The organism is Vibrio alfacsensis (genome assembly GCF_019670485.1).
GTDB lineage: Bacteria > Pseudomonadota > Gammaproteobacteria > Enterobacterales > Vibrionaceae > Vibrio > Vibrio alfacsensis.
In genome coordinates this window covers 1,263,871-1,285,154 of the sequence record NZ_AP024165.1, presented here as the reverse complement: position 1 = coordinate 1,285,154, position 21,284 = coordinate 1,263,871, and the positions used below count along the sequence as shown (strand labels likewise).

Genomic DNA, 21,284 nt, shown 5'->3' with positions numbered 1-21,284 from the left:
CTTAGAAACATGATTTTGATTGCTAGCTTTTTCTGGCGACTAACGCCCAATTAAGGGGTGAGCAACGCTACCACCCAGCTTAAAGCATTGTACCGTAAACACTAAATTTGAAGTAGAACCAAAAATGCCAAGCGTTGGGAATCCCTCTTAAATTGTTTGTTATATGCACAGAATTTCGACTTGCTTAATGGCGTCAGAGAATACTTTATGACACTTAAAATCGGGCTTACTTCCTAATTTATACCAGAAGAAATTGAACTCATGCCCACCGTCATCTTGAGTAAAGAAACTCCAGTTATTTGGTGGTTCTTGGTCTATTTCGCAAAGCACAAAATGCCACAAATGATTTTGAAAACCACTTTCCCAGCAGCCAAGATAGCGAGTGCTTGATACACTGGATAACCCTGACTCCTCTTCCAATTCTCTCAAGGCAGCACTTTCGATAGAAATATCCGACTGTTCTAGTGTACCTTTAACTAGTTGAACATCAGCTAATGGATGTTCAAACAACAGTAACTCACGATAGTTTCCTGATTTTCTGAGCACTACAGGGCAGACTTTGACTTCCCTTTTTCGGACTCTTTCTTCCACTGAACTCTCCCGTGCATATAACGCCCTGTTAAGGTGTGAGGCACGCAATGCCGAAGCCTCCGCATACCACCTTAACCACTAAACTTGACGCATGGTAAAAATGCCACGCGTGCCGAATCACTCTTGAACAATTTGTTATGTGCCTTTGCGAATAGAGCCCCAATACACTTTGTGCCTGTCAGCCAAAGGAATGATTTTATATTTTTGAATACCAAGCAGGCACCCAACCCTTGAATGCCCCTCAACTAAATGAGGTATGCCAGATTTACCACCAAGAACATTTGCATCTAGAAATATCGGTGGAGTTAACCAAGTGCCATGCTTTTTCCAATGATTGAGTACTTCCTCTCGGCAATCAATCACTGCCTCTCCAACGTCGTTGAAATGCGATGCATCTTCAGATACCTCCTCAAGGAAATCAGGAAATGAAGCATTGCTACCTATCTGCAAAAACTTCGTCGTATCAAAATCAACTAGCTCCCACTTTAGATCAAGAAGTGATAGATCACCGTAGAGAGCTAAAAAGCGACTGTTGGCATTATGATCAATATAAAACTGCTCAATCACAGAATCAGGCGCACTAACCCCATACAGCTTGAGTAAATCGATACTCTTATCAGTGCTATATGGATCTAGTGCAATTTTCGACAAGTCTTTATACTTCAATTTATTGCCTCAAAATTCTGGTGGCACATAACGCCCTGTTAAGGTGTGAGCAACGCAATACCGAAGCTCCCGCATACCACCTTAACCACTAAAACCAACGCATAGTAAAAATGCCACGCGTTGCGAATCACTCTTAAACAGTTTGTTAGTCGCGAGGCACCAAGCGACAATTTTAAGCCGAACTAAACTGTGCAAACAACAAACTTTATGTGTTTTGATGCACTTAAGTCAGGCGTAGTCTCAAAGCGGTTACTCAATGAAACCACTTAGAAAAAACAGCGCCGCAGAAAACGGACTGACAACACCAAAAAACGCTTTTGGAAAACCAATCTCACAGTGCGGACTTTCAACAAAGTCACTGAAACCACGTGGAACTTACCACACCAGAGAAAACGTCTTTTCAGCGAGTAAACTTGCGTTTGAACCAACAAACTCACCGAGCAGATTTGCAGCCAAAAACAAATTATCGATTGCCCTGCTCTGTCAGCACCAAAGAACAAAACAACCGCTTGGACACTTGCAAAACTTTGGACTTTAAACAGCTGAAACTGAGTTTTGACCATCGACGATGAAGCTGTATACAAAACAAACAGCTGCCAAATTTTGAGCTCAGAAACATAATTTTGATTGCTAGCTTTTTCTGGCGACTAACGCCCTGTTAAGGTGTGAGCAACGCAATACCGAAGCCGCCGCATACCACCGTAAACACTAAACGCAACGCAAAACAAAAATGCCACGCGTTGCGAATCACTCTTAAACAGTTTGTTATGTGCTACTTAACGTGCTGATTTATTAACTTTTCCAACTTTGATTGCGCTGCTTCAAACCAAGTATGAAGCTCTTCATTAGCTTCTATATAAGGGTGGTTACTAGGAATCGTATCTCCATTTTCGAGCTTTGGTTCACTTAGTTCATCCATTCCTAAGCTGATGATATCTTTAGAGATAGAAGTATCTATCTTTGACTGCCGAAAATATAGGCTACACAAAGTGTCAATCTTGATTCCAAGCCCTACAAACTTTTCAATAAGCTTTTCGTCGTGATCCTTACCTAGATTGAGCGAGCGATTTACCTCGGTACCTAACGAGTAAAACTCATATACGGCTCCTGTAAGCTCTTCTAACTTTTCTATAGCCCTTTCCTTGCTATCCCGCTTCCTAATGAACCATTGATTTAGCAATAAAAGAGTAACAGCAAGAATTGTCGATATAGCGACAGTAAATAGCTTCGCTTGTTCTGTAGGCTCAGAGAATACCGTAGAAAACCATTCAAATATCATCAAAATTCCTTACATACTGCGATAGCACATAACGCCCTGCTAAGGGGTGAGCAACGCAATACCGAAGCCGCCGCAAACCACCTTAATCACTAAAATCAACGCATAGTAAAAATGCCACGCGTTGCGAATCCCTCTTGAGCAGTTTGTTAGTTTGCAAACCCAAAGCTTTGATTTTACGTTATTTTAAACTTTGCAAACAATAAGCTTTATGTGTTTTGATGCATTTAAGTCAGGCGTTGTCTCAAAGCGGCTACTCAATGAAACCACTTGGAACAAACAACGCCGCAGAAAACGAACTCACAACACCAAAAAGCGCTTTTGGAAAGCTAATCTCACAATGCGGGCTTTCAACAAAGTCACTGAAACCACGTGGAACTTGCCACACCAAAGAAAGCGTCACTTCAGCGAGTAGATCGGCTTTTATACCAGCAAACTCAACGAGCAGAGTCTCAGCAAAAAAATTCAACTCAGTTAACCCAAAAGTCGCCGCACCAAAGAACAAATCAACGGTTGAAACGATGCCAATTTTGGATTTTCACCACGCTAGTTAACACTAAAACTGAAAGCCTGTACGGCAACTTAAACTTTGAGCTTTTACCACTAGATTCTTGCGATATAGCTGAATTTTTCCTCTTGCAAACTAACGCCCTGTTAAGGTGTGAGCAACGCAATGCCGAAGCTCCCGCATACCACCTTAAACACTAAATGCAACGCATAGTAAAAATGCCACGCGTTGCGAATCACTCTTAAACAGTTTGTTAGTTGCGTATTTTATAGTCGTTCAAATGCGTTCCCGACAACAGAACTTTTAGCCACAAGAAATACTCGTCTTGATCTGGGCGCAGAGTGATTTTGTATTGCAAATCTTCAGCGTCGCTAGCATTAAGCAGTAACTTACCACTGTACGGTTCTAAACTAATGAGGCTAATGTTTGGTATATCATCGTCTAAAATAGTCATTGGTAAAAATTCGATGTCGATTGGAAATTGATATAAAGCCCTATCCGTAGCCGCTATGAACAGCTCGACGACATCAATAAAGTTTTCGGTTTCATCTTTACTTGGGGTGTAATAAGCATGTTCAACGGCATTTCTTACCCGATTTAGCTTTGTAAGTATCCTTGGCGTAACGATGCCACATTTTGCTATAAATTCTATATATTTAGGAAAACTAGCATACCTAGCCCCTTTAGTTTTTATAGCATCAAAACCGAACAAACTAGCAAGCGTTTCCACTTGCAAATGCAACGCCCTTTTTGCATTTGAAAATGAATTTATACGCCCCTTATCAGTTTTATCCTGCTCAAAATCAGCGATAGCAAACTCAAGGTAATGCTTTGCTGTTTTTCCGCCTTTTACTTCAACGTTCCTACTTGTGAACGTAAAGTCAGGATCGAAGTCTGAATAACAAGTAGGGATTGGAATCATAAAACCTCACGTTTAATTGAAGCAACTAACGCCGCATTAAGGTGTGAGCAGCGCTTGGCTATACTTGAGCGAAGCGAAACTGCCAAGCGTTGCGAATCACTCTTAAATGCTTTGTTATGATTGTGGTCGGGGAATCGTATATTCATAGAAAACCACACCACTGTCCCTAGCGGGTTGCGCTATGAACCCCAGCTTAATAAGTAATTTCGCTGAAGCAACATTAGATTGGTCAACACCGCCTGTGAGTTTAAGCCAAGATTCGGATTTCTCGACTTCATGTATGAAACCTTGAAGCAATTCACTAGCTAACCCTTGTCCCCAGTATTCTTCGGCAAGTAAATAACCGATATGGGCACACTCGTCATTTTCTACATAGGCGAACAAGAAACCTATTAGTTCGTTATCCTCGATTTTTACTTGAAGTAAGCGGCTCTCCAACAACATTCGCTCAAGCCAGATTCCGGCTTGTTCACCAGAACCTATCTCGTGGAAATATGGAGGAAGATTTTCTACAACTGCTGGCGTGAGGATTTGAGGAATTCGTTCTAGCAAATATGAGTGTTTAGACAAATCAAACTCTTCAGTAATTTCAACTACTTTCAGCCTCTGACTTTCAAATGATATTGCCATACAACCTCCCCATTTCGATAAAAATCATAACGCCGCATTAAGGTGTGAGCAGCGCTTGGCTATACTTGAGCGAAGCGAAACTGCCAAGCGTTGCAAATCACTCTTAAATGCTTTGTTATGTACGTACTATAAATTCGTGATGAGCTGTTTTAGCTTTGCGACTTCTCTACCGTGTTCTGTAAGTTCACGACCACCCTCGCAGTTATGGCACTTCTCTCTGCTCTCTTTAGTTAGAAAAAGCTCATATGTATCTTTGGCTTCTTCATTTCCTAAACCGATATCCAAACATGTTTGCTCAAACTCAGCAAAAGACGGCTTACCAGCTTCTTCCCAAGCTCTCCTCACGTCAGAGTATTTGCTATCAATATCATCTGCCCAATCACCGTACTTGCCAATAAAACGAGCTCGAGCAAAACTAATAGTAGAACCACTTCCCGTACAAACTGAACAAACTTTGGTACGTTCTTGTGATTCAATCTCTTCAATTAACATATTGATAAAACTCAAATTTACCTCCTAGTACATAACGCCCTGTTAAGGTGAATAGCCACCGACTTGATAGACACCTTTTAGTTAGACAAAATGACTAATAGAGAGGTGCTTATGAGCAGCAAAAGATATCCAGAAGAATTTAAAATTGAAGCAGTCAAACAAGTAACTGAAAAAGGTCATAGCGTGGCTGATGTTGCTGCGCGACTAGGAACAACGAGCCATAGTTTGTATGCGTGGGTTAAACGCTACGGTCCCAACTCTTCACAATACCAAGCTCAATCTGATGAAAGTGCTGAAATTCGTCGACTTAAAAAGGAATTGCAGCGGGTAACAGAAGAGCGAGACATACTAAAAAAAGCCGCGGTGTACTTCGCAAGCCAGTCCGACTGAGGTATGCCTTTATTAAAGCGAATCAGACCATCTGGTCTGTTCGACGCATGTGTAAAGTCTTTGGAATTCACCCAAGCGGTTATTATTCTTGGCTAAAAAATCCAGATAGTAGACAAGAAAAGCGGCGAAAATACCTTCTCGGACTGATAAAGCAATTTTGGCTGGAGTCTGGCTGTGTGTATGGTTATCGAAAAATCTACAGTGACCTGCGAGATGAAGGGGAAATCTGTGGAATTAACCAAGTTCATAGCCTAATGAAGCGAGAAGGTATTCAGTCGCAAAGAGGCTATCGAAAGCCACGCCCCAAGGGTGGTGCCGAAAACATCATTGTTCCTAACAAACTCTCAAGAGAGTTCAACCCGATCGCGCCCAATCAATCGTGGGTAACTGATATTACCTATATCAAAACGCACGAAGGTTGGCTGTATTTGGCGGTAGTTGTAGATCTATTCTCTCGGCGAGTAATTGGTTGGTCAATGAAAAGTAGAATAACTAAAGAACTTGTCCTAGATGCTTTGCTAATGGCGGTTTGGCGCCGTTCGCCTATAGGAAAAGTGCTCGTCCACTCAGATCAAGGTAGCCAGTATACCAGTCACGACTGGGACTGTTTTTTGAAACAGCATGGTCTTGAATCAAGTATGAGTCGCCGTGGTAATTGTCACGACAATGCGGTTGCCGAGAGTTTTTTCCAGTTACTCAAAAGAGAAAGAATTAAGCGGAAGTGCTACACCACTAGAGAGGAAGCTCGTATGGACATCTTCGAATATATTGAGATGTTCTACAACATTAAACGCCGACATGGTTCCAATAATCAGTTGTCGCCAGTAGAGTATGAAAAGCAATATGAAATCAAGTTAAAGAGTGTCTACTGATTTGGTGGCTATTCAAGGTGTGAGCAACGCAATACCGATGCCGCCGCATACCACCTTAAACACTAAACGCAACGCATAGTAAAAATGCCACGCGTTGCGAATCACTCTTAAACAGTTTGTTAGCTCTTGTCCCAACTAAGCAAAATATATGCATGATGCTCCCAATGTAACTTTTTTATCGGAATTGATAACTCATGCGCTAGATTCAAAATTGTAGGCTTGTAAACTTTTGGAAAAGCGTCGCCAAGAATTATCGAATGTACACATTGCAATAGGTCTATGTAAATTGGAGCTGATGTTGATTCCAAAGACGTAGGTATTGCAACATACCTAAACTCCATTTCATCTTTGTAGTCTGGTTGCTTTGTAAAGAAAAGCTCCTCAACATGCTGATTTACGAAGCTTATTGCAATTTCACTAGCTGAGAGACTATCTAGTTCTGAACCATCTATATCTAAACAAGGTATATTACGATTTAGATCTGGTTCTTCATACCGAACATCCCCGTAACCAACTTGATAATTTGATTCAAGTTGCATTTTCAATTGATTAATTAATTTAGATTTGGAAACAACGATACATACGCCTTTGTGATTATCACCATATTGAGCCCACATTCTAGATTTAAGAGCACCGTGAGAACGCAAATTACCATCGACGATATCATTTTGGCAAAGTGATATAAATTTGGATTTTTCTCTTAACAACTGGTCTATTAGGAGTGTAGCTTCATCAACTTTTTTGTCATGGTGTTCTTCCCATCCCCACCCAACAGCATCCGTTAACTTAGGCTTATACTCCTGAGGGTCATTAGTACCTGAAAACTCTCCCATCCGAAGAGTTTTATTAAACAGAATATGCTCCAAAGCTGTTTCTTTGCGAGTGAAATGGAACAGCGCATCTGCGGATGCTATGAATTTAATATAATCATCATTAATATTGTATTGTAATTTCAAAGTCTTTCTCCAGAAGAGAGCTAACGCCAAGCTAAGGGGCGAAAAACGCCACGCGTTTTGAGTCCCTCTTTAGCGCTTTGTTAGCCCTTGAGCCGCACTCTCGCGGCTTGCCGCCAACCGACGATAAAAACAAAACACAGCATAATATGCCGAAACCATTCTTGTTTAGACAACCAAGAAACAACCCCTTAGCTATGAATTCAAACACGGCAATGAAGGTTTAGACACTGGACACAAACCTACGTTGTTTCTGCTGACTTAGTTGTTTGAAAAGCCAAAATCACACAACTCATTTATTGAGAAAACCAGACACAAATCACCGGCTATGAAAAGCCGAATTCGCTCGTCAAACCTCGGAAAAAAAATACATTAAATATGAACAGCGGCTAACGCCCAATTAAGGTGTGAAGCACGCGACCATGACACTTAATTTGACCACCGTAAACACTAAACTCAATCCAAACCAAAAATGCCAGGCGTGCTGAATCACTCTTAAATTGTTTGTTAGCTCTTAAGTGCAAAGGCTCTATCACCAATTATATGTACTTTGGTGCGTTTCATTTTAACAGGCGCATCTAAAACAGACTGTAAAGTACTTATTTGCGTTATATCAGACAAGTCACCAACATGAAGCTCTAATGCTCCCCTTTTGTTGAGTGCCTTATCTTCAGCACCAATCGCTAACCTATATTCTGTTTGCCAATCAAAACGATGATCTTTGCTGTAAACACCTAGAGGACCTGAGTAACCATAAAGTGGTTTATAAGTAACTCTCCCCAAGCCTTTGTGCAGAAACTCAGGCTTAAATATACCTTTCCGACTTCTTAAGGCTTTAACGTAGCGTTTAACAAATTCAACAGGATTTGTAATTATCAGTATATGATCACCAAACTCTTTAAACCGCTCATCAAAAACAATTCCCTCATCCGTTTCGCCCGTCACCTTTCCATTTTCATTATCTGCAACACACCCCATAGAAAAAATGAATATGTTCTTAGTATTGTCATATTTAATACTAGCGACTGCTTTTTTACCTAAATCAAACTGTTTTCCATCAATCTCAAGAATGAGTTTATTTTTTTTGATAGCTCTAGCCACACCATGAACATTCTCATGCGGATCAGCCCGAGTATCCATGCCACTACTCTCATCCTTAAGTGAAGCAAAATAATCAAGACTATTCATATAGATTAGTCCTTTTTGCATCTGTTCTAGCCGCTCTTTGGAGGACACTTTAAACAGTGTCCATATTTTTTGCGAAGGAGCAGCGTCATCAAGAAGATTACTAAACATATTCCACCTCAGTTTGGATGTCGTAAGAGCTAACGCCGCGTTAAGTGGTGAGCAACGCCGACCACCCTACCTAAACCATTGTGATATAAACACTTAAAATGAAGAAAGCCGAAAATGCCGAGCGTTGGGAATCCGTCTTAAACGCTTTGTTAGCTGCGTTTCAAAACTGGTAATACTTCAGCGGTTTCAGTATCTAGCATTTCTAAAACACTTTCAAAACCATGTATAGGCGACCAACCTAATTTCTCACGTGCGGACGACGAATCATATACGCGATCTAAGCTTTGAGGTAATTGCCAACTTCTTTGTTGAAATGCTAGCGCGATTTCTGGGCTCTTACGTTTGATAACAGCTCCAGCGTCAGTATATAGAGCTTCACAATCAGAAAAATGAAAAGGGGTTGAGCCTGAGATTATAAAACGATTAAAACCGCTTAAGCGTTTTTCCACAGCACATAAATGAGCATTTGCTACATCGCGAGCATCAATACCACGAGTCAGGCGAAATACAGCCATTAAATCCGCAGGCTCAGGAAAGCATCTCGACATTTGCAGCACAGTCACTGGAAGCTGAAACAGGTTTGAAATTTCTTCTAGCTTAGTTTCAGCCGCAATTTTACTTTTATGATAAATCGACTTGGGTTGAGGGGTGACTTCCTCATCAATCCAACCCGCAATACTTTTAGGTGTCGAAGCATAGCCATACAACGCAGTTGTACTGGTAAAAATAAAGTGCTTAACACCTGCTTTCACGCCAGCCAAAGCCAATTTCTCAGTCGCATCTACGTTGATAGATGTAAACTCTGAATCAGGTACTAAACCAACATGAGGAGCATGAAGAGCCGCAGTATGAACGATGACATCAATATTTTCGAGAACCCCATCAATCAGAGCACTATCACGGATATCACCAATGTAATCGGCTGTTGAGCAAGGTGTTTTATCAATGCCGACTACTTCATGTGTCCGCATTAATTTAATATAGATTGCACGCCCGACTCTACCCGCAGAGCCTGTTACCAAAATTCTCATTACGACACCTTACTAATGATTAACCTCAAAGCAGCTAACGCCGCGTTAAGTGGTGAGCAACGCCAACCACCCTACCTAAACCATTGTGACATAAACACTTAACTCAAAGTATGCCGAAAACGCCAAGCGTTGGGAATCCGTCTTAAACGCTTTGTTATAGCGCTTTTGTGTACTTCTCTTCTAGTGCATCCAGTTGGCTACACAGAAAGTCGTAACCTTCGCTGAAATGGTTATTTAACTTAACTAACTCAGAATTATCCTTTAGAAGTTCCTTCAAATCTGTTTCATCAAACTCTGGCTGAGGATTTTCAGTGAGGTAAGTATCGATGTTTTGCCAAGCTCTTTTGTACTGAGAGAACCGATTTGCCCAAAGGTAGTCTTTTTTATCAATAATTTGGTCTATATGATCAAATTGATTTTCTAACGCGGAAAACTCAATCTCTAATTGGTTTTTGCAGTCTGTGATTAACTGATTTATTTGTTCTTTGTCCTCATGAGATGCGGAAATTACTTGCCTCGCATGATATTTGTAAATATACCACTTCATGTTTTGGCTATTAATTCTTCTTAAGGTTACTTTCGCATCCCATATATAAGCGAGATAAGGACCTAACTTAGTTTGGTTTATCCAACTATTCACACCAATAACTGCCGCTATTGCGGCGATAATTGTAGCACAACCTCCGAGAAAGCTTCCAAATGCGCCAATATCAGATAATGTTTGGCTAAATGCTGAACGGTCGTCTACATAGGCAGACATTAAAATGATGGCTCCAGCAGTCCCTAACGCAAAACTAAAAAAGCTAAACCAATATTTCGTAAATTTTTCCATGTACCTAATCCATTGGAGCGCTATAACGCTGCGTTAAGTAGTGAGCAACGCTACCACCAAACCTAAACCATTGCATCGTAGACACAAAACCCAACCATGGAATGAAAAATGCCATGCGTTGGGAATCTGTCTTAAACGCTTTGTTAGGGCTATTTTTCCGACTTCGACTGCTGTGCTTGCATTGTCAACTGTTCTACACGTTGGTTGATGAACAAGTATAAGTTAGAAGAAAACATCCCCACAAAAATCGCAACCAACGCCATCGTATAAAAATTACTAGGAGTATCACCAATCACAGTAGGCTCTACACCTTGCTTTTCTAAATGAGGAGCAACAATTGCTAGTAACACACCACTTTTAATACCGATCCAAGAAAATGTTGCCATAAATCCAGAAGAAATGATCAAAGAAACTTGCTTGGCAACACTAATTCCAGACATCAGAACTCGTGAAATAGCGCCAACAGCCCCTAGCAGAAATGGGATCAGCAGAACCACTAATGCATTAAACGCTTGATTTATAATAACTAGCGTTTCTTCGTTTATCTGATAGATACCACGATTGGCTATAGAAACACTAGTCAGAATCATCAACAAAAGGCTGAATAACATAAATAAGCTTAATATCTTTCTTTTTTCTTCATATGCTTCCGAGTTCTGCTTACTGGAGCTGATTGTTGTACTATTGTTCTCCTTGATATCATCATCTGACGCTCCCGAATTATCCTTAACATCAACATTATCAACTGAGTGCAATTTCTTAGTTTGTTCTTCTTTATTCATACCTAACCTAATTATTATCGAATAGCCCTAACGCCTTGCTAAGGTGTGAGTAACGCAATACAAAAGCTACCGCACAGCGCCTTAATCACCATAAGCCACCGCAAAGTAGAAATGCCACGCGTTACGAATCACTCTTAAGCAATTTGTTAGTACATGCGCTACTTCTATTTATGCGCTCCAAGATATTGAAAAGTGGCATGATATGAAAGGCTTTGAACACTGAAGTGAGACGGGCAGCTACAAAACTTTACCCCAGATGAAAGACGAAAGTTGGCTAGAAGAAAAACGCACTGAACTGCCCTACTTTCACTTGCTTCAAATTAGAAAAGGATTCTTTCCTAGTACTTCAAAAACCACACCAAAAGTAATCAAGGTTCTCTCAAAAGCAACCACGAAAATGAAGAAGCGCCAAAGAAATAGGCTAAGAGTTAGAAGCCGTAAACGGTAAAATCCAAGCGAACACTCCGCATATAGTGCCACCGGAAAGAACGTGAAAGGCACTAACTGAAGAGTGTAAACACGAACACCAAAACAGATAAACACCAAAACTTATGACCTTTGATGTCAAACCCGTACTAACGCCTTGTTAAGGTGTGAAGCACGCAATACCAAAGCTTCCGTATACCACCTTAACCACAAAACCTGACGCATGGTAAAAATGCCACGCGTGCTGAATCACTCTTGAACAATTTGTTATGTGTATTGGCTTAAGTGATTCTCTATAAATTCGATATCAGCTCGATAAAAATCACCAAGTGGAATTGCACTTGGCTCAAGCCAAAAGAAAGTTTGCTGCCTTACCTCATCAATCATCTGAGGTTCAGTATCATTACCCGCGCGTAAAACAACATAATGAATTTCACCACCAAAATCATTTTTAGCTTGATGACTACCGAGTCGCTTTAAACCTTGCAGTCCCGTTTCTTCCCACAGTTCTCTAACTGCTGCTTGATTACCTGACTCACCAGGGTCAATAGAACCGCCTGGGAATTCAAATACCATCCCTTGCCCTCGTCTGAAGCGCTTTTGGATAAGAACTTTTCCATCTCTTACGACCACGCCCATTGCAATATTTTTCATGTAAACTTTCCTTGTTCATCTAAATACACATAACGCCCTGTTAAGGTGTGAGCAACGCAATACCGATGTTTCCGCAAACCACCTTAACCACTAAACACAACGCATAGTAAAAATGCCACGCGTTGCGAATCACTCTTAAACAGTTTGTTATGCCTGTGGTGATTAGAGCGATTTTGTTCGATTACTCTACGTCCAAGCCAGACCTTTTAGCTATTTCAGTTTCAAAACCATCGATACTCTTTTGGTTCTTTTTAAGCCAGTATTTTTCTATACCCTCTGTACCTTGTTTTTCTGACCAATTAGCTAGGTCTTCCCTGTCTCCCTCATAACTAAAGTAAGGAACTGACATTCCGCAGGAAGACTGTACCAAATCGACGTCTAGGACAAAGATTTGTCTAGCAGCAACACTTTCCGGAAACATCGGTGCATACTTACCCCAACTATCGTCTTGAGAATGCAAAACAGTAGCCTTACCATAGGCTCGAAGGATTAGAGGAGAGCCCTCAAAAGCACAAAACATAACGGTCATTCTTGGATTTTGAATGACATGTGATGCTGACTCATTACCACTTCCTGTAAGGTTCAACCAAGCTATTTGCTTTGGGTTTATAACCCGCAAGGAATCTCCACCTTTAGGGGACAAATTCACACTACCACTCTCTGCAGCGGTAGCTACAAAATAGATTTTTTGCTGTCCAATAAATTCAATGTGTTTATCGGATAACTCTGAAAATTGCTTACCCAAAACGATTAACCTCCATGTTAGTTTTCGATAAAAGGCATAACGCCCTGTTAAGGGGTGAGCACGCAATACCAAAGGCGCCGCATACCACCTTAACCACTTAGACCAACGCATAGTAAAAATGCCACGCGTTGCGAATCCCTCTTGAACAGTTTGTTAGGCGCGTAGCCACCTTTTATAACTGAATCTCAACTTTGTTCGGTACATATGTAGGGATAGACAACTGCTCATCTATATCTTTGAACTTTGGCTGTTGAGGCATCAATTCTATTATCGCGTTCAGTTCTTCAAAACTGATACCGACAACTCGGCAAGCAGTCATCAAACCATTTATAAAGTGCTTTTTATCCTGCTTTTGCTGTTGCTCACTTGTAGGAATAGACGAGTACAATTCGCACTCTTTCGTTAATAAGGCTAGAAGTTCTTCTTTTGAGGTTTCCATATACAAACTCAGTTACTAGATAGTTTGGACACATTATCAATGATTTAAGACACAGCTTCCAAGAGCTTGATCTTACGTTTTAAACCAAGCGCCTAACGCCCTGTTAAGGGGTGAGCAATGCAATCCCGAAGCAGCCGCATACCACCTTAATCGCTAAAACCAACGCATAGTGAAAATGCCACGCGTTGCGAATCCCTCTTGAACAGTTTGTTAGGTGCGTAGCCAAAGTTGGTAAAAGTCGGTTTCATCGTGCTTGGGATTCTTGCGCACGAACTCCCAACCATGGCGCTTGTAGAATGTGAGAGCTCTATGGTTAGTTCGGCTTACTGAAAGTACAGCACGCAAACAACCCGCTGTACTCAACGCGCTTACAATATAATCCTGCAATTTTGCAGCGAGTCCTGAACCACGAAAATTCGGCTTTAAGTAAATGAGATGCACATAGCCAGTCTCCGGCTCGGGTGAAAAGCTACGAAACTCTAACTGCCCTGCAAACTGACCATCCACAAATATATGGATATAGAACCATCCTGATGTTGCTAGCCGGTCTAATACTCGTTCACGATAACCACTGATGAAGTCGTCGAAACCATCGTAATGCCCAAAACTACAAAAGTATGCATCTTTTCTCGCAGCAACGCACAATTCGAAATCATCAATGTTTATCTGCTGAAAAGCAATTTCCATACTTACCTTTTCCTTCAAGCACCTAACGCCCAATTAAGGGGTGAGCAACGCTACCACCCAACCTAAGGCATTGTGCCATAAACACTAAAATTGAAGTAGAAGCAAAAATGCCAAGCGTTGGGAATCCCTCTTAAATTGTTTGTTATAGCGATCTTACAACACCCACGATACTATTTGATACTTTAGTAAAAGGGGTCTTTTTCCAGTCAGCATAATGTCCTACTAGCTGTAAGCCAGCACTTTCTAGACAGTTAACGATCTCATCTATTGAACGATATTTGAGCTCTATTTCACTATGGTATTGCTCACCACTTTCGTAATCCCTACGGATGTGATGAAGCATCGTATCATTGGAATGAGGGTGTACACAGTCCCAGCCGTACACTTTAACTTTTCCCCCCTTTGGGCTTATATATGAAGACCAATACTCATAACCACTGGTTACTTCTAGATGCTTTGGGGATGGAAGCCGACAATCAAAAATGAATGTACCATTGTTACCCATATGATTTTTAATCTGATTTAGCATGGACAAGAAGTCAGCATCAGAGATAAATGCTTGAAACGCATTACCAGTCATAGAGACTACATCAAATTTGGTGCCTATATCGAAATTGGTCGCATCCATTTCATAGAATGAAATATTGTTTATCGTTGCGGATTTTTCTATAGCGAACTCGACCATTGCCCCTGAAAAATCTATGCCTACTACATGAGAAGCCTCATTGGATAAAGGAATCGTGACGATGCCTGTTCCACAACACACATCTAGAAGCGATGACGCTTGTTGGGAAGTTAATATGTCACGTAGAAATGAGATTTCATTAGCATAATCTTCACCATACTGTGCATCATATTCCTCGCCTGACCAAAATTCACTCTTGCTTTGTTTCAACGACTCTTCTCCTTGAGCATGAATGCGCTATAACGCCTTGTTAAGGTGTGAGGCACGCAATACCGAAGCTCCCGCATACCACCTTAACCACTAAAACTAACGCACAGTAAAAATGCCACGCGTGCCGAATCACTCTTGAACAATTTGTTAGCTGGTTGTCTCCACAACATCGGAGACGACCAAATTGAAACTTGTTGCCTGAATAAACCACTCATGCCAAGGCATCGTTTCCTTAAAGCCATCAAAGTGGAATGTGCTTCCATCAAACTTCGCATTCATGATTTCATCAATTGGGTACTCTGGCGTTTCGTGGCTGATAGGTGCAACACTATTTAACCAGGTGAGACTTTTTTCATTGGATACGTTGTATAGAGTCATCACCCCATTTTGAACAATTAGATCGCTTCCATTTGAACTTGGGTGCTCTTTGCTGATGAAAATACCACTGAGAGCGATGACAATCTTGGAGTCAGTTCTGGAGACATCTTTGATAGATACATCATGAAAGTTCATCTTCTCAAAGTCGGTATTAATTTCCATATAACCTCCTACCAGCTAACGCCCTGTTAAGGGGTGAGCAACGCAATACCGAAGTCGCCGCATACCGCCTTAAGCACTAAAACCAACGCATAGTAAAAATGCCACGCGTTGCGAATCCCTCTTGAACAGATTGTTATGCGACTGGTGATGATAGCTTTGAATTTGCCATTCTTACGATCTGGCGGACGGGCTGCAAATGAATTTCAGCAATAATTGCGGATACAAAACCCATTATCACTACGGGAATGCCAACCGAAAAACTAAACCACATTGCGCCACTTAACTCTGGCTGCCCCCACTGACTAAAAAGCGACGATAGAATTGAAAAAAGTGCCAGCGTCAAAGCGATAAGCTGAGTCCAAGTATGAGTAGACACCACGAAAGTATTTGAATAGGCACTTTTCCGAATAATCGCCTTACCCGTTAATGCCCCCATTTTCACTCGAATACTTGAATTGCTACCAGAGACTTCATAGCCCTGAGCAACTAACTGATCAATTATTTCTTCCACTCGAAACTCCTATTTCTGGGTCGCATAACGCCCAATTAAGGGGTGAACAACGCCACCACCCAAACCTAAAGCATTGTGCCATAAACACTAAAACTGAAGTAGAAGCAAAAGTGCCAAGCGTTGTGAATCCCTCTTAAATTGCTTGTTATGCAATTACTCCCATTCAAACACGGAACCAAATAAGCAATGAAGAAACAATGCGCCTTCGTCGTTTAAATAGTAATTAGGTGTAGAAGAACCGGCTAATGTAGGTACAGATACAATTACAAGTCCATGAGATGCTAGAGCATGACCAACAGATCTAGCGACTTGCCTTTCACTCTGCTCTTTGAGTAACTTCAACTGATAACAATTTAAGCTGTTAACCGCAGATGAAAACTGCATAAAGTATTCATAATTCACAGTACCACGTACGTAAGCAGAGAAAACCGTCCCTATCAATGAAGGCTTTTCAATATCATCTGATGCGTTCAGCAACAGCAATAAGTTATCATTAACTCTAGCTTGATGTTCGGAGTCTTCAGATAATTTTCGGAAGAACTCATCCCTTTCAACTGTAGATACTTCACCGAGGTGGAATACGAATTTTTGTAGCTTTTTAATGAAATAGTAATCGCTAATGCTACATCCGAAGTTTTTGAGTTTTACTATCAGCCCTAATAGAGGAATATTGCCGAGCAACTCATCACTAATCTTCGTATCTAAAAAAGCTTCTGTTAAGTCTAAAGCAGCATCAACACCATCTTTTCTATTGATTGTTTTAATTAGCTCATTACCCACTTTCTTCTCCAATTGCATAACGCCAAATTAAGTAGTGAGCAACGCTACCACCTACCTAACCGATTGTGCCGTAAACACTAAAGCTGATTCAAACCAAAAGTGCCAAGCGTTGCGAATCTGCTTAAATTTATTGTTATGTGCGTGGTTGAATTCTTACTACAAACTTGGTTCCGGTAAAACTGGTGGCGTGCTGTCCATATAAGTTAAGAAATTTTCCCACAATTCATGCGTTCTTTGCTTAGTTAGCTTAGTTTTGCAAGATATACCCATGACACCACGAATAGTTCCATCACGCCATTGTGTATATACCGAATCACAATGTGAGGACATATATGTTTGCCAGTCCGTTTGAGCTAGCTTCATCGCTTCGACTAACTCTGGGTCAAACGAGTTATGGTCAAAGCTAGCCTTTAGGTATTTCTCTAGCTCAGTTTTCGCTGCATCAAGCTCAATAGCGGCACACTGATTTACCTCGATTGTTGTAAACGCGGTATCGCAATCAATAACTTCCTCATCAGCAAGGGCGCCAAATGAAAGACTAGCTAAGGCTATGATTAGACTCTTTTTCATTGTTTTCTCCGAAAGCACATAACGCCCTGTTAAGGTGTGAGCAACGCAATACCGAAGCTCCCGTATGCCACCTTAAACACTAAAACCAACGCATGGTAAAAATGCCACGCGTTGCGAATCACTCTTAAACAGTTTGTTAACTGTCATTAGATACCGACTACCTCTCCCTCCGCACTAGATTCCGCAAGCATCGTTGTTAAGTAGTCAGTCATGTTAGGCGATTTTAGGAGAGTCTTAGATAGATGGTTGGATAAACTAAGTAACAACACAGCTAAAGCCATACCTGACTTTTTGTCATGAGTGTATTTCAATCTAGCCAGTTTAGTTTTGATGATTTGCTCATCCCAAGGTTCAAATACATATGAGCTAATCGGGTTACCCTGATTGTCGGTTTCTAGCTGAGTAACGATGGCACCATCCAGAAAGCACATTACGTTTGGATTGCTATTACGATTATTTTGGGCTAGCTGTGCTCTCACATCTGCAGTCGTGCAGTTACCTGAACCTCCAAAAACCATGAAGTTAAACAAGTTATTTCTGATATCTTTGACACCTGAAATACCAAACTCTTCTCCTAATTGAACTCCATGTCCAATATAGTGCTTATTGACAGCCTCGCGAACCATTTGGCTTTTTAGCGTATCAATTGAGTTGGAAAAATTAACTATTTGCTTACTGTTTTTGTTATACGTGGATTTTATTTCACCGATAGCGTAAACAGATTCGTATGGAAAGTACTCAGTACCATTTTCAGTGTCATATAAAATCGGTGTAGCACTAGAATCAGCTATAATTACGTCAAACTGTGCACTGATATTTAAGTTCTTGTCTACAATATGCCCATGCCCAACATAGTACTTTTCGGGTAATCGCTTTCGGAGAAACTTACGGATTGGAATTTCAAGTTCGTCCCCACTCGCATCTATATCTCCTGTTGCATGAACAATAGATACTGACCTTTTGCTGTTCAGCAAGTCTTGAGCTTCTTTTTCGTAAATATCGCCAATACGAAGTGTTTTCATACTTTCTTCAACTTTCCAAAATGTTGCCAATGACAGTTAACGCCGCATTAAGGTGTGAGCGGCGCTTGGCTATACTTGAGCGAAGCGAAAGCGCCAAGCGTTGCGAATCACTCTTAAATGCTTTGTTAGCTATTCATTGCTATGTGAGTAAAACAGAACATAGTCTTTTAGAAAATATGCAAGCCACATGAATTTTGTAGCATGCTCATAAAGCTCTTCGTCCGATAAGCTATAAGCTGATTGTTGGAATTTAGTATTTCTCAAATGCATAATCGAATTGCGCATATCGATTAACTCTTTATACAGATCCATACATGGGAAGTTTATTGATTCGAGAAGTTGACGCGAATTCTTTCCCTTATTGAGGTAACTGTGCAAAAATGTTTCAACCATGGCAGCAGCGATTGATATTGAAGCTAGCCAGTTTCCACAGCGAAAACAGTTTTCTAACTCCCATGTCAAGTGCTGATGTTGAAAATAACCACCCTCATGTTTCCCAAACAAATAGTTTTCACCTTTGCCTACAGAATCTCTTGCCTGCTCAAGTGCAATGCGATTCAACTCAAGCATAATTTTATCTCTAGCTAACCACTGCTCAATCTTTGGGGCTTCAAACTTGTTGCCTACAATATCCAATTTTTCTTGCATCTATTCAAATTCCTGAGTCACTTGAGGATAGCTAACGCCCAATTAAGGGGTGAACAACGCCTACCCCAAACCTAAAGCATTGTGCCATAAACACTAAAACTGAAGTAGAAGCGAAAGTGCCAAGCGTTGAGAATCCCTCTTAAATTGCTTGTTAGGCAAATTTTCCTGCGCACTCACTAACTTGGTTTGAAAGCAGGATACATTAAACACGATAAGCAACCAATTACCCACTGACTTTTTTTGATTCAAGAACCACTGAAGTCGCTATGTTACAGCCTAGGTTTCAGCAACCACGAAATGCGACTTATCAGCGACAAAGTAGCTTTTGAGCCAGAGAAACTAAAAGCTGCGAAATAACAACAAAATGAAAGCTTCGATTAACTTGCCCTTTCCAAACTTTAAGCCAGTGAAACTCGCAGCCAACCGACACTAAAAGCCAATGAGACAACCCACGAAATTTGGCATGTTTTACGGTTAGAGGGATTCAAGAATTTGAGCCGACAATGCTGAATTGCCGATTACGAAAAAACGGAAGGCCAGAGGGAACCAGAAGATTAGAACTAAGAACTTTTTTGCCCTTTGCCTAACGCCCTGTTAAGGTGTGAGCAACGCAATACCGATGCCGCCGCATACCACCTTAAACACTAAACGCAACGCATGGTAAAAATGCCACGCGTTGCGAATCACTCTTAAACAGTTTGTTATGTTTTTATTGACAACTGAACTCCTGTCATACATACTTTGCGGCGTGTGAGTAAAGCCTAACGTTGCCGCGACGCCTCGGTATCGTAAGCGTTATGTAAGAACGTCGGTGTTAGGGTTCACACACCCACCTCCTTTATACTACAGACTATTATGACATCTACGAACATTTACCTCGATGAAAGCGGTGACCTAGGTTGGACTTTTGACAGTCCTTATCGTAGAGGCGGTTCCAGTAGATATTTAACCATTGCTAGTCTCATTGTAAGCCCTGAAAAAAAGCATTTGCCAAAACGAATGATAAAGAAACTTTATCAAAAGTTTAAATGGGATCCGAAAGTAGAAAAGAAATGGTCAGAAATGACTATTGAAGAGCGTACCGAATTTGCAACTCGTGCTAAAAGACTTGTTGAAGCCAATCCTGACGACATCAAGTATGTATCTATTACTGTACGCAAACAAAACGTCCAAGCGCATATTCGAACTGATGCCAATAAGCTATATAACTACATGATTAGTTTATCATTAGTTAAACACATGAAGCTTTTTGACAATGTTACTTTTATTCCCGACCCTCGAAGCGTAAAAGTAGAAAGTGGCAATAGCTTACATGACTATTTACAAACTGAACTTTGGTTTCAAGAATCCGTCTCAACTGTATTAAAGACTCAACCTCTTGATAGCTCTGCTTGTACAAACTTGCAGTTTGCAGATATGCTATCAGGCATTGTACAAGGTCACTTTGAAGACTCAAACTCTGAACCTTGGCGCATCCTCTCTTCCAAAATTAGTTACAACACGCTGTTTTTCTGATTAAAAACATAACGCCTTGTTAAGGTGTGAGGCACGCAATACCTATGCTTTCGCATAACACCTTAACCACTAAAGCCAATGCATGGTAAAAATGCCACGCGTGCCGAATCACTCTTGAACAATTTGTTATATGATATTTTTGAGGTCAACAACTTCACTAACAACTACATCTGAACACAATTTATGTGTATTTAACCAATTCTCTATTTCCGTACGCTCTTTGTCTGTTATCGATGTATAGCGACCTTGGGAAAGAACAACTGCACTGAAGTCATTTTTTGAATGACCACCGTAAAATGTTAAATCTTGATCCCCAAGAAATGTAAAAAAATCATCAAAAAACAGTTCACTATCTTGAGCATCCTCATAATCAAACTGAAACTTAACTTGAACGCCGAATTTGGCAAACTCATCTAAAAATAACTTTTTTCTTACACGTTTACTTTTTTGATTCTTCATATTTCTACCCATATCATATAACGCCCTGCTAAGGGGTGAGCAACGCAATACCAAAGCCGCCGCAAACCACCTTAATCACTAAAATCAACGCATAGTGAAAATGCCACGCGTTGCGAATCCCTCTTGAGCAGTTTGTTAGCTTGCAAACCCAA

At 40.8% G+C, this 21,284-nt stretch carries 27 protein-coding genes; 3 read left to right on the top strand and 24 right to left on the bottom strand.

Annotation, left to right across the window (positions count from 1 at the left end; all coding sequences use genetic code 11):
- Positions 1-159: 159 nt before the first annotated feature.
- Both VA249_RS06115 and VA249_RS06105 read right to left on the bottom strand, forming a co-directional pair.
- The gene (locus tag VA249_RS06115; protein WP_221069372.1) at positions 160-591 is read right to left on the bottom strand and encodes an NUDIX hydrolase; all 432 of its coding nucleotides are present in this window, start codon (positions 589-591) and stop codon (positions 160-162) included.
- 135 nt (positions 592-726) lie between these two features.
- The gene (locus tag VA249_RS06105; protein WP_221069370.1) at positions 727-1,257 is read right to left on the bottom strand and encodes a hypothetical protein; all 531 of its coding nucleotides are present in this window, start codon (positions 1,255-1,257) and stop codon (positions 727-729) included.
- Between the two features lie 256 nt (positions 1,258-1,513).
- Here VA249_RS06105 and VA249_RS06095 point away from each other — a divergent pair, with 256 nt between their 5' ends.
- A complete protein-coding gene (locus VA249_RS06095; protein ID WP_221069367.1) occupies positions 1,514-1,795 on the top strand; it encodes a hypothetical protein in 282 nt (93 codons plus the stop codon).
- Between the two features lie 234 nt (positions 1,796-2,029).
- On the opposite strand, the gene VA249_RS06085 is transcribed toward VA249_RS06095, so the two are convergent.
- The 5 genes from VA249_RS06085 to VA249_RS06055 all read right to left on the bottom strand — a co-directional run bounded on the left by VA249_RS06085 (position 2,030) and on the right by VA249_RS06055 (position 5,100).
- Positions 2,030-2,536, bottom strand: a complete 507-nt coding sequence (locus VA249_RS06085) for a hypothetical protein (RefSeq protein WP_221069365.1) — start codon at positions 2,534-2,536, stop codon at positions 2,030-2,032.
- A gap of 250 nt (positions 2,537-2,786) precedes the next feature.
- Positions 2,787-3,002, bottom strand: coding sequence for a hypothetical protein (locus tag VA249_RS06075; protein WP_225927106.1), 216 nt, complete (start codon positions 3,000-3,002; stop codon positions 2,787-2,789).
- A gap of 292 nt (positions 3,003-3,294) precedes the next feature.
- Complete coding sequence (locus VA249_RS06065; protein WP_000612320.1) at positions 3,295-3,963, bottom strand: hypothetical protein; 669 nt, start codon at positions 3,961-3,963, stop codon at positions 3,295-3,297.
- A gap of 114 nt (positions 3,964-4,077) precedes the next feature.
- A complete protein-coding gene (locus VA249_RS06060) occupies positions 4,078-4,593 on the bottom strand; it encodes a GNAT family N-acetyltransferase (protein WP_221069360.1) in 516 nt (171 codons plus the stop codon).
- 126 nt (positions 4,594-4,719) lie between these two features.
- A complete protein-coding gene (locus VA249_RS06055) occupies positions 4,720-5,100 on the bottom strand; it encodes a hypothetical protein (protein ID WP_104411071.1) in 381 nt (126 codons plus the stop codon).
- A gap of 96 nt (positions 5,101-5,196) precedes the next feature.
- Between VA249_RS06055 and VA249_RS06050 the strand changes: the two genes are divergently transcribed.
- A protein-coding gene (locus VA249_RS06050) for an IS3 family transposase (RefSeq protein ID WP_221069358.1) occupies positions 5,197-6,347 on the top strand; the annotation gives its coding sequence in 2 pieces (ribosomal slippage) (positions 5,197-5,434 and positions 5,434-6,347; 1,152 coding nt in all).
- Positions 6,348-6,466: 119 nt separating this feature from the next.
- Here the strand turns inward: VA249_RS06050 and VA249_RS06040 are convergent.
- From VA249_RS06040 to VA249_RS05935, 16 genes are all read right to left on the bottom strand, one after another.
- Entirely contained in the window at positions 6,467-7,303 is an 837-nt protein-coding gene (locus tag VA249_RS06040) for a DUF2971 domain-containing protein (protein ID WP_221069357.1), read from the bottom strand.
- Positions 7,304-7,807: 504 nt separating this feature from the next.
- Positions 7,808-8,596 (bottom strand): hypothetical protein, encoded by a 789-nt coding sequence (locus VA249_RS06035; RefSeq protein WP_221069355.1) that lies wholly within the window; start codon positions 8,594-8,596, stop codon positions 7,808-7,810.
- Between the two features lie 149 nt (positions 8,597-8,745).
- Positions 8,746-9,627, bottom strand: coding sequence for an NAD-dependent epimerase/dehydratase family protein (locus VA249_RS06030; protein ID WP_221069353.1), 882 nt, complete (start codon positions 9,625-9,627; stop codon positions 8,746-8,748).
- Between the two features lie 154 nt (positions 9,628-9,781).
- The gene (locus VA249_RS06025) at positions 9,782-10,459 is read right to left on the bottom strand and encodes a hypothetical protein (protein ID WP_221069351.1); all 678 of its coding nucleotides are present in this window, start codon (positions 10,457-10,459) and stop codon (positions 9,782-9,784) included.
- A 149-nt stretch (positions 10,460-10,608) separates the two neighbouring features.
- Entirely contained in the window at positions 10,609-11,241 is a 633-nt protein-coding gene (locus tag VA249_RS06020) for a hypothetical protein (protein ID WP_221069349.1), read from the bottom strand.
- A 693-nt stretch (positions 11,242-11,934) separates the two neighbouring features.
- On the bottom strand, positions 11,935-12,321 hold the full coding sequence (locus VA249_RS06010; protein ID WP_010648800.1) for an NUDIX hydrolase: 387 nt from the start codon (positions 12,319-12,321) through the stop codon (positions 11,935-11,937).
- 181 nt (positions 12,322-12,502) lie between these two features.
- Positions 12,503-13,066, bottom strand: coding sequence for a pyridoxamine 5'-phosphate oxidase family protein (locus VA249_RS06000; RefSeq protein ID WP_221069347.1), 564 nt, complete (start codon positions 13,064-13,066; stop codon positions 12,503-12,505).
- A gap of 172 nt (positions 13,067-13,238) precedes the next feature.
- Complete coding sequence (locus VA249_RS05995; RefSeq protein WP_221069345.1) at positions 13,239-13,505, bottom strand: hypothetical protein; 267 nt, start codon at positions 13,503-13,505, stop codon at positions 13,239-13,241.
- Positions 13,506-13,715: 210 nt separating this feature from the next.
- The gene (locus VA249_RS05985; RefSeq protein ID WP_005500215.1) at positions 13,716-14,192 is read right to left on the bottom strand and encodes a GNAT family N-acetyltransferase; all 477 of its coding nucleotides are present in this window, start codon (positions 14,190-14,192) and stop codon (positions 13,716-13,718) included.
- 142 nt (positions 14,193-14,334) lie between these two features.
- Entirely contained in the window at positions 14,335-15,087 is a 753-nt protein-coding gene (locus tag VA249_RS05980) for a class I SAM-dependent DNA methyltransferase (protein WP_221069343.1), read from the bottom strand.
- Between the two features lie 147 nt (positions 15,088-15,234).
- Positions 15,235-15,627, bottom strand: a complete 393-nt coding sequence (locus VA249_RS05970; protein WP_108654715.1) for a hypothetical protein — start codon at positions 15,625-15,627, stop codon at positions 15,235-15,237.
- A gap of 133 nt (positions 15,628-15,760) precedes the next feature.
- Positions 15,761-16,138, bottom strand: coding sequence for a hypothetical protein (locus VA249_RS05960; protein WP_017191301.1), 378 nt, complete (start codon positions 16,136-16,138; stop codon positions 15,761-15,763).
- A 153-nt stretch (positions 16,139-16,291) separates the two neighbouring features.
- On the bottom strand, positions 16,292-16,918 hold the full coding sequence (locus VA249_RS05955; protein ID WP_225927104.1) for a hypothetical protein: 627 nt from the start codon (positions 16,916-16,918) through the stop codon (positions 16,292-16,294).
- Between the two features lie 156 nt (positions 16,919-17,074).
- A complete protein-coding gene (locus tag VA249_RS05950) occupies positions 17,075-17,488 on the bottom strand; it encodes a lysozyme inhibitor LprI family protein (RefSeq protein ID WP_221069830.1) in 414 nt (137 codons plus the stop codon).
- Between the two features lie 146 nt (positions 17,489-17,634).
- Positions 17,635-18,510: a DUF6602 domain-containing protein gene (locus VA249_RS05940; protein ID WP_017097816.1), complete on the bottom strand. Its 876-nt coding sequence runs from the start codon at positions 18,508-18,510 to the stop codon at positions 17,635-17,637.
- A gap of 129 nt (positions 18,511-18,639) precedes the next feature.
- On the bottom strand, positions 18,640-19,158 hold the full coding sequence (locus VA249_RS05935) for a hypothetical protein (RefSeq protein WP_221069339.1): 519 nt from the start codon (positions 19,156-19,158) through the stop codon (positions 18,640-18,642).
- Positions 19,159-20,013: 855 nt separating this feature from the next.
- Between VA249_RS05935 and VA249_RS05925 the strand changes: the two genes are divergently transcribed.
- The gene (locus VA249_RS05925) at positions 20,014-20,673 is read left to right on the top strand and encodes a DUF3800 domain-containing protein (protein ID WP_221069337.1); all 660 of its coding nucleotides are present in this window, start codon (positions 20,014-20,016) and stop codon (positions 20,671-20,673) included.
- A gap of 126 nt (positions 20,674-20,799) precedes the next feature.
- Here VA249_RS05925 and VA249_RS05915 read toward each other — a convergent pair whose 3' ends face one another.
- Entirely contained in the window at positions 20,800-21,132 is a 333-nt protein-coding gene (locus tag VA249_RS05915; RefSeq protein ID WP_221069302.1) for a 50S ribosome-binding protein YggL, read from the bottom strand.
- Positions 21,133-21,284 lie beyond the last annotated feature (152 nt).

What these genes read in the sequence shown, in the direction of transcription:
- VA249_RS06095 (WP_221069367.1), top strand. Translation starts at nt 1,514, where the DNA reads ATGAAACCACTTAGAAAAAACAGCGCCGCAGAAAACGGACTGACAACA.
- VA249_RS06085 (WP_221069365.1), bottom strand. Translation starts at nt 2,536, where the DNA reads ATGATATTTGAATGGTTTTCTACGGTATTCTCTGAGCCTACAGAACAA.
- VA249_RS06065 (WP_000612320.1), bottom strand. Translation starts at nt 3,963, where the DNA reads ATGATTCCAATCCCTACTTGTTATTCAGACTTCGATCCTGACTTTACG.
- VA249_RS06060 (WP_221069360.1), bottom strand. Translation starts at nt 4,593, where the DNA reads ATGGCAATATCATTTGAAAGTCAGAGGCTGAAAGTAGTTGAAATTACT.
- VA249_RS06035 (WP_221069355.1), bottom strand. Translation starts at nt 8,596, where the DNA reads ATGTTTAGTAATCTTCTTGATGACGCTGCTCCTTCGCAAAAAATATGG.
- VA249_RS06030 (WP_221069353.1), bottom strand. Translation starts at nt 9,627, where the DNA reads ATGAGAATTTTGGTAACAGGCTCTGCGGGTAGAGTCGGGCGTGCAATC.
- VA249_RS06025 (WP_221069351.1), bottom strand. Translation starts at nt 10,459, where the DNA reads ATGGAAAAATTTACGAAATATTGGTTTAGCTTTTTTAGTTTTGCGTTA.
- VA249_RS06020 (WP_221069349.1), bottom strand. Translation starts at nt 11,241, where the DNA reads ATGAATAAAGAAGAACAAACTAAGAAATTGCACTCAGTTGATAATGTT.
- VA249_RS06010 (WP_010648800.1), bottom strand. Translation starts at nt 12,321, where the DNA reads ATGAAAAATATTGCAATGGGCGTGGTCGTAAGAGATGGAAAAGTTCTT.
- VA249_RS05995 (WP_221069345.1), bottom strand. Translation starts at nt 13,505, where the DNA reads ATGGAAACCTCAAAAGAAGAACTTCTAGCCTTATTAACGAAAGAGTGC.
- VA249_RS05985 (WP_005500215.1), bottom strand. Translation starts at nt 14,192, where the DNA reads ATGGAAATTGCTTTTCAGCAGATAAACATTGATGATTTCGAATTGTGC.
- VA249_RS05970 (WP_108654715.1), bottom strand. Translation starts at nt 15,627, where the DNA reads ATGGAAATTAATACCGACTTTGAGAAGATGAACTTTCATGATGTATCT.
- VA249_RS05950 (WP_221069830.1), bottom strand. Translation starts at nt 17,488, where the DNA reads ATGAAAAAGAGTCTAATCATAGCCTTAGCTAGTCTTTCATTTGGCGCC.
- VA249_RS05940 (WP_017097816.1), bottom strand. Translation starts at nt 18,510, where the DNA reads ATGAAAACACTTCGTATTGGCGATATTTACGAAAAAGAAGCTCAAGAC.
- VA249_RS05935 (WP_221069339.1), bottom strand. Translation starts at nt 19,158, where the DNA reads ATGCAAGAAAAATTGGATATTGTAGGCAACAAGTTTGAAGCCCCAAAG.
- VA249_RS05925 (WP_221069337.1), top strand. Translation starts at nt 20,014, where the DNA reads ATGACATCTACGAACATTTACCTCGATGAAAGCGGTGACCTAGGTTGG.
- VA249_RS05915 (WP_221069302.1), bottom strand. Translation starts at nt 21,132, where the DNA reads ATGAAGAATCAAAAAAGTAAACGTGTAAGAAAAAAGTTATTTTTAGAT.